15 protein-coding genes are annotated in these 13,470 nt (G+C 53.7%); 7 read left to right on the top strand and 8 right to left on the bottom strand.

Annotation, left to right across the window (positions count from 1 at the left end; all coding sequences use genetic code 11):
- Both A9165_RS03975 and A9165_RS03970 read left to right on the top strand, forming a co-directional pair.
- A complete protein-coding gene (locus A9165_RS03975) occupies nucleotides 1–1,182 on the top strand; it encodes an NAD(P)/FAD-dependent oxidoreductase (RefSeq protein ID WP_008950297.1) in 1,182 nt (393 codons plus the stop codon).
- Between the two features lie 12 nt (nucleotides 1,183–1,194).
- The gene (locus A9165_RS03970; protein WP_065954977.1) at nucleotides 1,195–1,503 is read left to right on the top strand and encodes a hypothetical protein; all 309 of its coding nucleotides are present in this window, start codon (nucleotides 1,195–1,197) and stop codon (nucleotides 1,501–1,503) included.
- A 77-nt stretch (nucleotides 1,504–1,580) separates the two neighbouring features.
- On the opposite strand, the gene A9165_RS03965 is transcribed toward A9165_RS03970, so the two are convergent.
- Nucleotides 1,581–2,246, bottom strand: a complete 666-nt coding sequence (locus A9165_RS03965) for a thiol:disulfide interchange protein DsbA/DsbL (RefSeq protein ID WP_008606689.1) — start codon at nucleotides 2,244–2,246, stop codon at nucleotides 1,581–1,583.
- 170 nt (nucleotides 2,247–2,416) lie between these two features.
- Here A9165_RS03965 and A9165_RS03960 point away from each other — a divergent pair, with 170 nt between their 5' ends.
- Both A9165_RS03960 and A9165_RS03955 read left to right on the top strand, forming a co-directional pair.
- Complete coding sequence (locus A9165_RS03960) at nucleotides 2,417–3,415, top strand: DUF4862 family protein (RefSeq protein WP_065954976.1); 999 nt, start codon at nucleotides 2,417–2,419, stop codon at nucleotides 3,413–3,415.
- A 1-nt stretch (nucleotide 3,416) separates the two neighbouring features.
- The gene (locus A9165_RS03955; RefSeq protein WP_065954975.1) at nucleotides 3,417–4,436 is read left to right on the top strand and encodes a zinc-binding alcohol dehydrogenase family protein; all 1,020 of its coding nucleotides are present in this window, start codon (nucleotides 3,417–3,419) and stop codon (nucleotides 4,434–4,436) included.
- An 82-nt stretch (nucleotides 4,437–4,518) separates the two neighbouring features.
- Here A9165_RS03955 and A9165_RS03950 read toward each other — a convergent pair whose 3' ends face one another.
- Together A9165_RS03950 and A9165_RS03945 are read right to left on the bottom strand one after the other, a co-directional pair.
- On the bottom strand, nucleotides 4,519–5,121 hold the full coding sequence (locus tag A9165_RS03950) for a YkgJ family cysteine cluster protein (protein WP_008606693.1): 603 nt from the start codon (nucleotides 5,119–5,121) through the stop codon (nucleotides 4,519–4,521).
- A 114-nt stretch (nucleotides 5,122–5,235) separates the two neighbouring features.
- Nucleotides 5,236–6,417 carry a 7TM-DISM domain-containing protein gene (locus A9165_RS03945; RefSeq protein ID WP_065954974.1) on the bottom strand — a complete coding sequence of 394 codons (1,182 nt, stop codon included), beginning with the start codon at nucleotides 6,415–6,417 and terminating at the stop codon, nucleotides 5,236–5,238.
- A 92-nt stretch (nucleotides 6,418–6,509) separates the two neighbouring features.
- On the opposite strand from A9165_RS03945, the gene A9165_RS03940 reads away from it, so the two are divergent.
- Nucleotides 6,510–6,827 (top strand): cytochrome c, encoded by a 318-nt coding sequence (locus tag A9165_RS03940; RefSeq protein ID WP_008606695.1) that lies wholly within the window; start codon nucleotides 6,510–6,512, stop codon nucleotides 6,825–6,827.
- On the opposite strand, the gene recQ is transcribed toward A9165_RS03940, so the two are convergent.
- The gene (recQ, locus tag A9165_RS03935; RefSeq protein ID WP_065954973.1) at nucleotides 6,785–8,602 is read right to left on the bottom strand and encodes a DNA helicase RecQ; all 1,818 of its coding nucleotides are present in this window, start codon (nucleotides 8,600–8,602) and stop codon (nucleotides 6,785–6,787) included. The genes A9165_RS03940 and recQ overlap by 43 nt on opposite strands.
- Before the next feature lie 126 nt (nucleotides 8,603–8,728).
- On the opposite strand from recQ, the gene A9165_RS03930 reads away from it, so the two are divergent.
- Together A9165_RS03930 and A9165_RS03925 are read left to right on the top strand one after the other, a co-directional pair.
- Nucleotides 8,729–9,181: a thioesterase family protein gene (locus tag A9165_RS03930; protein ID WP_008950290.1), complete on the top strand. Its 453-nt coding sequence runs from the start codon at nucleotides 8,729–8,731 to the stop codon at nucleotides 9,179–9,181.
- Between the two features lie 36 nt (nucleotides 9,182–9,217).
- Complete coding sequence (locus tag A9165_RS03925; protein ID WP_008950289.1) at nucleotides 9,218–9,895, top strand: DUF599 domain-containing protein; 678 nt, start codon at nucleotides 9,218–9,220, stop codon at nucleotides 9,893–9,895.
- 110 nt (nucleotides 9,896–10,005) lie between these two features.
- Here A9165_RS03925 and dolP read toward each other — a convergent pair whose 3' ends face one another.
- The 4 genes from dolP to A9165_RS03905 are packed head-to-tail and all read right to left on the bottom strand — an operon-like array spanning nucleotide 10,006 to nucleotide 13,404.
- Nucleotides 10,006–10,569, bottom strand: coding sequence for a division/outer membrane stress-associated lipid-binding lipoprotein (gene dolP / locus A9165_RS03920; RefSeq protein WP_065954972.1), 564 nt, complete (start codon nucleotides 10,567–10,569; stop codon nucleotides 10,006–10,008).
- Nucleotides 10,569–11,156 carry an SIS domain-containing protein gene (locus tag A9165_RS03915; RefSeq protein ID WP_008606700.1) on the bottom strand — a complete coding sequence of 196 codons (588 nt, stop codon included), beginning with the start codon at nucleotides 11,154–11,156 and terminating at the stop codon, nucleotides 10,569–10,571. Before A9165_RS03915 ends, dolP begins: the two co-directional genes overlap by 1 nt.
- 11 nt (nucleotides 11,157–11,167) lie before the next feature.
- Nucleotides 11,168–11,515 carry a YraN family protein gene (locus tag A9165_RS03910; RefSeq protein ID WP_008950287.1) on the bottom strand — a complete coding sequence of 116 codons (348 nt, stop codon included), beginning with the start codon at nucleotides 11,513–11,515 and terminating at the stop codon, nucleotides 11,168–11,170.
- A 5-nt stretch (nucleotides 11,516–11,520) separates the two neighbouring features.
- Nucleotides 11,521–13,404, bottom strand: a complete 1,884-nt coding sequence (locus tag A9165_RS03905) for a penicillin-binding protein activator (protein WP_255365633.1) — start codon at nucleotides 13,402–13,404, stop codon at nucleotides 11,521–11,523.
- Nucleotides 13,405–13,470: the final 66 nt, after the last annotated feature.

The following is a 13,470-nucleotide window of genomic DNA, read 5'->3' as shown; positions in this document are numbered from 1 at the left end:
ATGCAGCAGTGGGATGTGATTGTGGTCGGCGCGGGTGCGGCCGGTTTATTTTGCGCCATTGAAGCGGCAAAGCGCGGCCGTAAAACCTTAGTACTGGATAATGGCAAGCGCATCGGCCGCAAAATTCTGATGTCGGGCGGCGGGCGTTGTAATTTCACCAATATCTATGCCAGCCCGGCCAATTATTTATCGCAAAACCGCCATTTCTGTAAATCGGCGCTGAGCCGCTACACGCAGTGGGATTTTATTGCGCTGGTGCAGCAATATGGCATTGCCTACCATGAAAAAACTCTGGGCCAGCTGTTTTGTGATGACAGTGCCAAAGATATCGTTGAGATGCTACAGCAGGAATGTGATAAAGCCGGTGTGCAGATTGCGCTGCAGCAGGAGATCACGACGGTTAGCTATCAGGATGGTCAGTATCAGGTTGTTACGCCACAGCTCAGCCGGCAGTGCCAGAGTCTGGTGATTGCCAGCGGCGGCCTAAGCCTGCCTAATCTTGGAGCGACGGCTTTTGGTTACCAACTGGCTGAGCAATTTGGCTTAAAGGTGCTGCCACTGCGCGCCGGCTTGGTACCGCTAACCTGGCAACCGGCCGATAAAGCCGTGTTTGAAGAAATCAGCGGAGTGTCGCTGCCGGTGACCGCCGAGGCCAATGAGGTCCTGTTTCCGGAGGATATGCTGTTTACCCATCGCGGCCTAAGCGGCCCGGCGATTTTGCAAATCTCCAACTACTGGCAACCCGGCGATGAGCTGACGATTAACCTGGTAGCAGGCCAGGACTTAACAGCGCTGCTAACCGAGTTGCAGCGACAGCATCCGGCGCAGGAGCTAAAAACCGCTCTGGCACGAGCGCTACCCAAGCGCCTGGTAGAAAAACTTTTAGAGCTTAATGTGTTTCAAAATCAGCCGCTGAAAGCGCTAAATCCGAAAAGTATCGAGCGGCTGGTCGACAGCCTGCAGCGCTATATTTTTAAACCGAACGGCACCGAAGGCTACCGCACAGCTGAAGTGACCTTAGGCGGTGTCGATACCGATGAGCTATCGTCCAAAACGATGGAGGTAAAAAAGCAGCCAGGTTTGTATTTTATCGGCGAGGTAGTCGATGTCACCGGTTGGCTCGGTGGCTACAATTTCCAATGGGCCTGGAGCTCTGGCTGGGTCGCTGGGCAGTATTGTTGAATAAGAAGCAAGATGAAAAAACTTTCTAAAGTACAACTTAAACAACAGGCCGCCGTGATGGCGGCGGTGACCAGTCTGGAGCAGCAGGCACTGGCGGAACTAGCCGGTGTAGTGCAGGCCTGGTTTAGTATGGAATATGAAGCCTTTCCGGGGTCTTTGCTGGTGCGGCTGCAATTTGCTGAACAGGCACAGTTAGAGGCAGCACAGCCACAGTTATTGCTGTGGCAAAAGCGGCTGAGTGCGTTAATGCTGAAAAAGGGTTTTGTGCTAAAAGATTTACGTAAACATCTGGTGTTTACGCTAAGCGGGCCGGGCGATTAATCCGGCCTGTTTTGCTCTGGCGCTAACATTGCGTCTGACAGCCTAAGCTGCAGAGGTTTCAGCTTAGGTGCGCTGCGTTAGTCTTTTTGCAGCAGATAATCCAATAGCTGAAAATAATCTTCATTTGACTGAATATCGTCCGGTAACTCAGTACCGACCAGATACTTACCCTTTACCACAATCGCCGGCACGCCCTGAATACGGTTATCCAACATCTCGCGGTTAGCCTGCTCCATTAGCGCCCGTGCCTGCTCTGAGTTTGCCAGTTCACTAAAGGCGTTGCTATCCAGCTGATGCTGCGCCAAGAAGGCATTGATAGCTGCCAGATCAGGGAGCTGGTTTTTCTCTACCCGGGTGTCTCGGTACAGCGTAAAGAGCGCATCCGTCAGGGCAGCGTTGCCCCCTAATTGCAAAGCATAAAACACACTGGCATCAAAAGCCCAGCGCTCGCCTAAAGCCGGATGGCGGCGCAGCAGCGAGACTTGTGGCCGCTCAGCCAGATAAGCTTTTAATAAGGGTTCAAAGTTCTGACAATGCGGACAACCGAGCCAGAAATATTCGGTTAAGCCTTGCTGCGCGGCCGGCTCGGTGAGCGGCTTGCTCAATACCTGATAATGCTTACCACTGGTAAAGATCCGCGCCGGGGTGGCAGCGTCTGTACTAAGGGCCTCACTGACCGGTGGTGTTTGGGGTGAGCAGGCTGCCAGCAGCGCAAGCGGTAACAGCAGGTATAAGAACTTCATACAACAACCTTAACGTTAAAAGCGGGAGAGTGCAGTGTACGGATTTTCGCGGCCTACCACAATTATCCGGCGCCGCGCGGCAGATGCTAACCGATGAGCGGCTAACAGGCTGCGACTTTTCGCCTAATCAGGTTATGATAATGACATCACAGGTTAAGCGATGGAACAACATGGGATATTTTCTTGGTGCTTATGCCGCTTCGGCCAATGTCAGCGGTTGGGACGCGCAGCTGGAGGCCGACTATTATCGTGGGCTGGCAGGCTTAGCAGAGGTCAAAGGACTAGAGCATCCCTTTCTCGGGCAACTGCATCAGCATGATGATGCCTGGTTTTTACAGCATCTGGCGCCGCACTGGGATTATGTATTTACGACTATTCCCGGGGTGATGAATGCACTGGCGACTCAGCCCGGCTTCGGGCTGGCATCGACCGATCCGGCGGGGCGCCAGGCGGCACTCGACTTTATGCAGGCCGCCCGCCAGGCGATTCTGAAGTTAAATCAGCATCTGGGGCGACAGGCGGTTAAAGCTATCATGCTGCACACAGCGCCGGCACGGGACAAGGTTGCAGGTAGTGCCGCCTGCTTTATGGCGTCGATGCAGCAGCTGCTCAGTTGGGACTGGCAGGGTGCCCAGCTGCTGGTCGAGCATTGTGATGCCTATCTGCCACCGCAGTTGCCATCTAAGGGCTTTTTGAGCCTGAGCGATGAGCTTGCCGTCTTAAGTCAGTTAAAACAGCAGGGTGCTGCCCCGGTTGGCGTGGTGATTAACTGGGGGCGTTCGGTATTTGAAGGTCGTGATCCCGCTGCGGCTATTGCACACATTCAGGCGGCAAAAGACGCAGGGCTGCTAGCCGGTTTGATGTTTTCCGGCGTCTCCGGCGAAGACAGTGCCTATGGTGCCTGGCGCGACAGTCATCAACCGATCCGTAATACCCAGGCACCTGAGTTGGGCTCGGCCTGTTCCTGGCTGACCGAGCAGGAGGTTGCCGCGGCGCTCAAGGCAGCCAGCCCGGTTGAACACTTAAGCGTACTGGGCCTGAAAATCGGTGTGCGGCCAGTTACCGCTACTGTGGCCGAGCGCTTAACTTTACTGCAGGCGCAGTTACAGATCCTGACACAGCAACAGGCGTTAATCAGTTCCATTTCACCAGTTAACGGGAGCATCTAAGATGAAAGCAGTCGGTTATCAGCAATCACTGGCCATTAGCGAGCCGGCGTCGTTATTGGATATAGAATTAGCCACTCCGGTCGCCGCAGGCCACGATATTTTGGTTAGGGTGGCAGCGGTTTCGGTTAATCCGGTGGATACCAAGATCCGCAAGAGAGTCACGCCCGCCGCCGGTGAATATAAGGTGCTGGGCTGGGATGCCGCTGGTGAAGTGGTGGCGGTAGGTGAGCAGGTGAGCCGCTTTGCGCCCGGTGATCGGGTGTTTTATGCCGGGGCACTGCAGCGGCAGGGCTCAAATGCCGAATATCAGCTGGTCGATGAGCGGATCGTGGGTAAGATGCCAGCGAATCTGAGCTTTGAACAGGCGGCGGCCTTACCGCTTACCGCCCTGACAGCCTGGGAGCTGTTGTTTGATCGCCTTGAGCTGGCGACGCCCAGCTTGAAACATCCAAAGCCAGTATTACTGGTAACAGGTGCGGCCGGCGGTGTCGGCTCTATACTGGTGCAGCTGGCCCGCCAACTGACGACAGTGACGATAGTAGCGACGGCGTCCCGGCCGGAGAGTCAGCTGTGGGTGCAAGAGCTCGGAGCGCACTATGTGGTTAATCACAATCAGCCATTAATACCGCAGCTACAGCAGTTGGGGATCCAGGCCGTCAGCCACGTTGCCAGCCTGACCCAAACTGATCAGCACTACGCTGAGCTGGTGCAGTTGCTGGCGCCACAAGGCAAGCTGGCATTAATTGATGACCCGGTTGGCGGTGTTGATATTATGCCGCTCAAACAAAAGAGCATTTCGCTGCACTGGGAGTTTATGTTCACCCGCTCGCTGTTTAGCACACCGGATCTGTTGACCCAGCATCAAATTCTGACCGATCTTAGCCGTCTGATTGAGCAGGGCCAGATTAATACCACGCTCAAGCAGAGCTTCGGCAAGATTAATGCGGAAAATTTAAAGCAGGCGCATGCGCTGTTAGAGAGCGGTAAAGCAATAGGTAAGATTGTGCTAGCCGGGTTTTAACGCTGAGCCTGGTTAGCTCTGGGATAAAAAGAGCACGCCGGGTTTGCTAGCCCGGCATGCTGTCTGCTTAATTCAGATTAATTCAGGCGATTTGCTCACCGTCAAAACTGCTGTAATAGGCTTTTAACAGCACCTTTTCCAGCGCCAGTTTAAAGGCCTGATTAATTGGGTAGTGCTTGTTGCCCAGCTCATAATCCAATTGGCTGACTTGCTCTTTAATGCTCATCATCATTGGCGGTGGGTTAGCGGTCAGCATAATTAAATGTTGCTGATATTTTTCCAGTTTATCCGCTTTAATCACCTTGCAGACCGACAGTGCAGCCTGGCCTTGTTTGTCGCGATAGCCGGCCGCGCCAAACATCCGGCAAATACTGGGTCTTTGCTGATACACAGTACAATGGCCTTGTTTACCATCAAAGGATAAACGCTGATAAAAAAAGCAGCCAGATACCTCTGGTAACTCTTCGAGTTGTGTCAGTGTCTGCTCTGCTTTACCCTGATCAAACAGGTGTAATGCCAGCGGCAACGCTTCCAGCACCGTCGCCTCAATGGTGGTTTGAGTGCAGCACTCACCACAACTGTCACGGCAGGTTAGGCCGCTGGCACGTTGATAACCGGAAAAGGTGTCCGCCATTTCGCCATACACAGCCTCAACACGACGCGATAACTCACGCAGTCGTTGCATAAAGACTCCGAACGAAATAACTATTAATGAATTGTAGTCGTGAAACGGCGACTTGCCGCCGGCGCATTTTAGTGTGCCGGATGGCTGCTACGCAATAGGCTGGTGTAAAAATCGTCAGTTGAGGTGCTGTGACCGTGCCGGCTGCAACAGCAAGGCACTGGAGACAAACAGCAAAAAAATAGCCAGATTTAACCACTCGGCAAACCCCGACAGGTAGCGGGTTTGCACAAACAGCAGGCAGAAAGTACCGAGCGTCGCTTGTAGGGCGTAGCGGGGAGCGGCCTTCAACTCAGTGGTCAGGCTGATATAGATGGCCTGAATAATGATGATACTGAGGGCTACACTGACACTGACAAATAACAACTGCAGCTTCAGCGGACCACTGGCAAATAAGGGGCTAAAGATTAGTAACAAGGCTGCGGCAGCAGCGAGCATATTGAGTTGTCTGGCTCTGGAGCCAGCATATTGCAGCAGACTACGGCGGCTAAACAGGGTTAAACAGAGCAGGCAACTGCCGACTGCAATATAGAGAATCACCGGGTTAAGCTCAGGGTAAAACGGCCATAACTGATTAAAAGCCAGCCCGTTTAAAATACCCAATACCAGCGCAAAGCTCAGATAGAAGCCGGCCAGAAAACATAGCGCTGTATTACGCTGTAACCAGCTGCAATACAGAATGGTTAAAACCAGCAACAACAATACGCCACTGAGTAAGGCATCTTCTAACAGCTGTTGCTGCGCCTCGGCCAGTAAGGTCGGTAAACTGGCTAGCCTGAGCTCAGTGCCTAACAAGGAGGCATCCTGAATTTTCAACAATAAGGTTGCGTTGCCATTGGCCTCCAGCGAAACTGATTGTACATAGCCTCGCACCGGCAGGGCGCGCTCGCTGTATGGCAACAAACTACCGGTTTTGCCCAATAGCTGGGCGCTGGGGATCTCCGGTTGTAACTGGTAAAAGCTGAGTCGATCTGCCGGTAAAAATGGGTAATGCAGCCAGGCTTGCCAGGTTTCTGGAAACGGATTGTTTAGTTGCACCAGCAACCAGAGTGCTTGTTGTGCCGTAACTCTGAGTGTGGCCTTGCCGGCAGGTAAATCATTAAACTGGTGAAACAGCGCCCGGTCCCGTACTAACTCTTCGGCACTGAGTTCCACCGCCGTAATTTGATACTGCACCTTAGGTACCACTATGGAGCGCTGCAACAATTGCTCTGCCAGCGGCTGCTCAATAGCATAGCTTTGCTGGCTAAAGACCATGGCCAGCAGCAGACAGGTGAAACGGCGTAACCACAGCAGCAAAAGAAACTCCGGAATAGACGTGCAGATGGCTTGAGCAGCAGGCCAGTTTGCGGATTAATAGGGTGATAATGATAATAAACAGAGGGATCCTAATGTACAAGCATGTTCTGTTACTGTTGTTGGCCTTAGCCTGGCCAGCGTTGGCGGCTGATATTGAACAGGGCCGGCAAAAGGCCGCGGTCTGCGTGGCCTGTCATGGCGCTGATGGTATAGCGGTGATTGCCGAGTACCCGAATCTGGCTGGTCAGAAAGTGAAATACCTGCAGCTGGCCATAAAGGCCTACCGCGATGGTGAGCGCCGCCATGCGGTGATGTCACCGATGGCAAGCGGACTGTCAGAGCAGGATATTGCCGATATCGCTGCCTTTTACGCCAGCTTACCGCCTGCAGGCAATTCGGCCGCTAAGTAGTCGTTAATTTCGGTCAGAAAGTCGGCGCCATAGCGGCCGAGCTTGGTATAGCCAACGCCGCTTACCGCCAGCATACCAGCATTATCGGTCGGCAGTTTCTGGCACATATCAATCAGGGTGGCGTCGCTGAATACCACAAAGGGCGGCACATCATCGCGCTCAGCGATCCTTTTGCGCAGTGCCCTGAGCCGGGCAAACAGCTGACGGTCATAGTTTTGATTGGCCAGTTTCGCCGGGGCTTTCGCCACGCTTTGTAGCCTGGGTACTGCCAGAGATAACTGTTGCTCACCGCGCAATACCGGCCGCGCTGCCGGTAACAGCCGCAGTACCGAATGATGGCTGATATCCTGTTGTAATAAGCCAAAATGGATCAGCTGACGGAAGATACTCAGCCAATAATCGTGACTCAGTGCTTTGCCCAGGCCCCAGGTCGAGACCTTGTCATGACCAAAATCGAGGATTTTCTGCGTCTGGCCACCGCGTAGTACCTCAATCACATGATGTAAACCGAAATTCTGACCAACCCGGTACACGCAGGACAGCGCTTGTTGGGCCAGCTCGGTGCCATCAAATTGTTGTGGTGGGTTCAGGCAGATATCGCAGTTGCCGCAGGCCTGTTGCCGCGCTTCACCAAAGTAATTCAGCAGTACCAGCCGGCGACAGGTTTGCGCTTCTGCAAAGGCCGCCATCGATAAAAAGCGCTGCCATACCACTTCGGCCCGGCCCGGGTTTTCCTCGGCTTCCAGCCAGCGTTTCATCCTGCCGATATCTGCCGGATCGAACAGCAGCACGGCCTCTGCTGCCACACCATCCCGACCGGCGCGGCCCGTTTCCTGATAATAGGCTTCAATGGTGCGCGGCAATTCAAAATGCACCACAAAACGGATATTCGGCTTATCGACTCCCATGCCAAAGGCTACGGTGGCAACAATCAGGTTGATATCGTCACGCTTGAAGGCATCCTGCACCCGTTGCCGTTCGGTTGAGTCATGGCCGGCGTGGTAGGCTGCGACTTTATAACCCCGTTCCTGCAGTTGCGCGGTCAGTTCATCGACTTTGCGCCGGGAGCTGCAGTAAATAATGCCACTCTGATTCTCCTGTTGCTTCAGGTAAGCCAGCAGTTGCTCCAGCGGGCGGAATTTTTCCTGCACCGTATAGCGAATATTCGGCCGGTCAAAGCTACCGCGATGAATATAAGGGTTGGTTAACCCCAGTTGCTGCAGAATATCCTGCTGCGTCGCCGGATCGGCAGTGGCGGTCAGGGCAATAAAGGGCACACCGGGAAAGCGTTGTTTCAGTTGCGACAAGGCCATATAGTCGGGCCGGAAATCATGGCCCCACTGTGAGATACAGTGGGCTTCGTCAATGGCAAACAGGCTGACACCAACCTCCTGCAAGCGCTCCAGAAAGCTCGGTTGCAGCAAACGCTCCGGTGCGACATACAGCAGTTTCAGTTCGCCATAACGCAGCTGATTCAGCACGTCCAATACCGCTTCCCGGCTCAGACTGCTGTTGACATAGGCTGCGGCAATACCGTTGGCGCGCAGGCTATCAACCTGATCTTTCATCAGCGACATCAGCGGCGATACGACCAGAGTTACGCCGGGCAATTGCAGTGCAGGCAACTGATAACAGAGTGACTTACCGCCGCCGGTGGGCAACAACACAAAGCAATCCCGGCCCTGCAGCACAGCCGAGATAATCTCCTGCTGACCGTTACGCCAGCTGCTGTAACCGAAGCTTTGCTTTAATACCGCCAGCAGTTGTTCTGACACCCGAAATGCACCTCAGAAAAAACGCCTATTGTATGCAGAAAAGCCTGAGTTTTACAGCAGCATTGGCTTTGCAGCAGCCACCTTTGCCGCTACACTGACAGAAAAGGTCTTACCACTGAGCTGAAAATGACGCCGGAACAACTACTTAACTATATTGCCGCTGCCTTCAACGAAATGCCGTTTAACAAACTACTGGGCCTAACCGTTACCCGCTTTGATGAGGAGGGGGCTGAAGTCCGTTTCCGTTGGTCAGCGCAACTGGTCGGTAACCCGTTGCAGCAAATTCTGCATGGCGGCGTGATCGCCTCGGTACTGGATGTGGCCGGCGGCTTAATGGCCGTTGCCAGTGCCCTGGGACGGGTTAGCAGCGTGGCGCCGGCTGAACTGGCAGAGCGGTTTGGTAAGATGAGTACCATTGATATTCGCACCGACTATCTGCGGCCTGGTCGTGGTGAAGAGTTTATTGCCACGGCGCGGGTGATCCGGGCTGGTAACAAGGTCGCAGTATGCCGGATGGAGCTGCATAACGAGCAAGGCTTGCATATTGCGCTCGGCACCGGCACCTATCTGGTCGGCTAAAGTGCTACAATACGCCCTAGTGATAGAGAGGTAAAAATGTTGAGTTGGTTGGATATCATAGCAGTGTTCTGGTTCAGTGTAGTGTGGTCTGGTTATACGCTGTATGCCAAGAAAAGAGCGAAAACGTCGACCTGCTTATCATTTGAAATGCGCCGCAAACGCAATGACTGGATGCAGCAGATGCTGCGCCGGGATAATAAGATGGCCGATGTCGGTTTGATCTCTACCCTGGAACGCAATGTGTCCTTTTTTGCCTCCAGCTGTTTGCTGATCCTGGCGGGTTTACTGACAGTGCTGACCTCCAGTGAGCGACTCAGTACCATGCTCAGCGGTCTGATCCCGTGGAGCGTGCAGTCGGAAATGCAAATCCAGCTAAAAATCCTGTTATTAGCCTTTATTTATGTGTTTGCTTTTTTCCAGTTTACCTGGTCGTTACGGCAGTATGGCTTTGGCGGAGTGCTGATTGGCGCCGCGCCGGACGGTAAAGCCCTGACGCCGGAAGAGCAGCAGTTGTATGCAAATCGCACCGCTAAGGTGATTGATCAGGCCGGGCACTCTTTTAACTATGGTTTAAGAGCGATTTATTTTTCGCTCGCGGCCCTGACCTGGTTTATTGATGCCGCTTTGTTTATGGTGGTTACGGTGCTGGTGCTATTGATCCTGAAACACCGGGAGTTTCATTCTAAGATCCTAAAAGCCTTGCAGGAGTGTTAATCCTGGCAGGTTGGATTTTGTTCGTCTGCTGGTGTTTTGAACGCGAGACGTGCAGTGCGTTAACACAGTACCCGGCGGCGTACTAAAGCCGCCGGATATGTTAAGTAATGTTACGGGTTTTCAAAGGCTTTAATTACCCGCACTACACCTTCGACATTACGGGCAATATCCACAGCGCGATCAGCCTCAGCGCCACCAACTAACCCCATCAGAAACACTTCCTGGTTTTCGGCGACCACGCGAATATTCAGGCCGCTGACCCGCTCATCTGCCAGCAACTGCGTTTTTACCTTAGTTGCAATCCAGCTATCACGGGTGCGGGTGGTCATGGAGGTATTGTTACCCAGCCGGATTTGGTTATGTACGATTTTAACGCTCGGAATATCCTGTACCAGCCGTTGCGCCTGTTCTTTAACTTGTTCGCTGCGCGTTTGCCCGGTAAGCAATACCACGCCGTTATAGCTGGTGATATTGATATTGCTGCCTTTGGCAGTCAGCTGATCTTCACTCAGCGCCCGGCGCGCTTTCATCACTATGCTACTATCGTCAATTTGTGAACCCAGGGTGCGTCTGTCATGGGCCGAAGTCACCGCTGTAGCGCCTCCGGCAACGACGGCGGCAGCGCAGCCTTGTAGTACTAACAATGCAGCCAGTAACGGTAATAATTTAGCCATTAGAACTCTCCTTGCTGTGGGAACAGCGTCATATCAATTAATTCGCAGACACAATGTAATAGGAAGGTGTAACACTCCACCACCCGCGCCGGGCGATGTGCCGGCACCTTTAATTCCACATCCTGCTGGTTGAGCAAACCGGATAACTCACTGCTGTTATCCACGGTCAGCGCGATCACTTTCATATCTTTGGTTAAGGCCGCTTCGGTAGCCCGGATCAGGCTTTGTTCTGCGCCATTGAGAGAAATCACCACCAACACATCCGCCGCTTGCCCCAGGGCGCGTACCTGCCGTGCCAGATAATCATGGTTCTGCTGGTTGCCCGGTTGCAGGCTGGACGCATCCGCCTGCAAGGCAAAGGCCGGCAGGCAAGGGCGTTCGGTTTCAAACTGATCTAACAATAATTGCGCGAAATGGCTGGCCAGGCTGCGGGAGGCACCTTCGCCACAGCAAATCACCTTGCCGCCATTGATCAGGGCATCAACCAGCAGTAAAGCACTGCTTTCAATCGGGCCGGCCAGCGCCTCGCTGGTGGCAATCATGGTTTGGATATTTTCACTAAACAGATGTCTGATATGTTCCTGCATCCTGATTCCTGTTAACTAAAGGCGTTTTGCAGCCACTGGTATTGGTATGGTGCCGGACCTTGCACGGCTAAGACATCGATCCGGCAAGGTTGTTCATTTAAACGGTGTAATTGACAATACCACTGGACCGCACGGCGGACCTTTTGTTGTTTGCTATAGGTTACGGCTGCCAGGGCGCCACCAAAGGCTTGGCTGGCCCGGTACTTTACTTCAACAAAGACCCAGCAGGAGCCTTGCCGCATTACCAGGTCAATTTCGCCGGCTTTGCACTGAAAGTTCTGTGCTACCAGTTGTAACCCCTGCTGTTGCAGGTAACTGGCGGCCAGTTGCTCGTAGTAGGCTCCCTGCTGCTGATTCAAGGTGTTTAAGGCTCCTGCACCGCAACCAGGCGGTTGCTTTGGTAGCTGGCCCAGCTGAGTTGCCGGCTGATGCTGCCGTCACTCAGTACACTGAGGCGGCCGGTAAAGCCTGGGAAGCTTAACGACGGCAATTGCTGTTGCTGTTTCAGGCTGCCCACCAGCTGGTAGGCGTCAAAGCCCATCGCGAATAAGCGTTGCAGGCTTTCATCCTGCTCCGGAAATAGCTGCAGGTACTGCTCGCGTACCGTCAGAATATGTTGCTCACCCAACAGCCAGGGCGTTTCCGTAAAGGTCAGGCCGTTTAAGTCGCGCAGATCATTGGCATCTCCGCCAACGGTATAGCTGCGGGAGCTGGCGTATATCGGTAAGCGTGGGCCATGCTGGCTGACGGAGACGTCCAGAAAGGGTTTAAACATCCGGGTTTGTACCGGATCGGCAATCAGATAAATGGCGTCAATATCGCGCCGGCTGTGCGGTTCACTCTCGACCTTACCGCTGATCAGGCCTGAGATCTGACGAATACGCTCACGACTGGCGTCGGTTTCTAACAGCCGGGTAACCAGCGCTTCCAGCTCGTCACGGGCAGTAAATTCGTAATTTTCCGGTGCCGCAAAGCCAAGCTGTTGCCACTGCCGGCTAAACTGCTGCAGCATACGCTGGCTAATGGCATTGCGGGCACTGATCACAACTGGCCGCTGATAGTTTTTACGGGCGAATAGCTGTGCCATCTGTGTGGCTTCATCTTCCATATTCAGTGCAAAGTAAAAACGATCGGCCTGTGGCTGCCGGCTGCTGTCGCGGCTGTTTAAAAACAGCGTCGGGTAACGCCAGTCCTGCAGTTGGCTGATAGCATCAACCTGATCCCGCAATAGTGGCCCTATGACAAAATCGACACCGGCCGTGGCAAGTTGTTGCTGCAGCGCTGCCATCGGTTGCTGGCTATCAAAAAACAGTAATTGGCGCTCAGAGGTCTGGTTCTGAGCCGCAGCGGCTAACAAGCCATATTGAATGGCCCGGGCCGGCTGACTGAACTGGCCGCTAAAAGGCAGTAATACCGCAATCTTGCGCGGTTGATAGGGCTCTAACGCCAGTTGCTGTTGTAAATTCGCCGGCAGCTCGCGCAGTGACGGCAGCTGCGGATAACGCTGCTGCCAATCGGCCAGTGCAAACTGCAGTTGCTGCGGCGCGCCCAGATAGTTACGTACCAGCTCCAGTAAATTCAGCCAGCCGAGGCTGCGTTGACTGGCGCCCACTTTCAGGTTGTTTAGCTCAGTATTATCCAGATTACTCAGCTGCTGCCAGAGTTGCGCTTGTAACTCAGGGTAGTTGGTTTCCGTCTGACGGCTGTCGGCTAGCAGTTGGTCCAAGTGTAGTAAGGCACGCGCAGCAGCATAGCTGCGGCCCACTTGCTGATACAGGCTGGCGCTGGCCCATAAAAATGCCGGTCGATCTGCCAGCGGCAGCTGAGCCGGATTGGTGTTCTGAACTAAGCGCTCGGCCAAGCTCAATTCGTTGTGTGCCAGATAGGCTTGTAATAATGGCAATTGATTCGCCGAGCGGATGGCGGTTGTTTCACTTAGTTGCAAGCTATCGCTAATAGCAAGTGCCAGTTCAGCGTTTTGCTCCGCCAGGGCCTGACGAGAGGCGCGCAGCAGTAAGCGCTGCTGCCGTTCACCGCTCTCGCTGGCAGCTTGCTGTAATAGTGATTCGGCGCTATCCGTACGAGCTGTTACTTTAGGACCTGTGGTGTCAGGCTTAGCCGGAGCGACAACTTGCGGCCGCTCGATAGGACTGACCTCAAGCCCGGATGGGGCCGGTGTTTGCGCGCAGCTGCTTAGCAGGCCGGCGAAGGATAACAGGAATACAGGCTTCAGTTTGCTGGTTTTCACAATGCACAGTACCATAAGGTGTTAATAGTGGTATCTTACTGACACTACCCGTTAAGCTCAATGAAA

It is taken from the genome of Alishewanella sp. HH-ZS (assembly GCF_001704375.1).
In the GTDB taxonomy this organism is placed as follows: domain Bacteria; phylum Pseudomonadota; class Gammaproteobacteria; order Enterobacterales; family Alteromonadaceae; genus Alishewanella; species Alishewanella aestuarii.
This window is presented reverse-complemented; position numbering and strand designations above follow the sequence as displayed.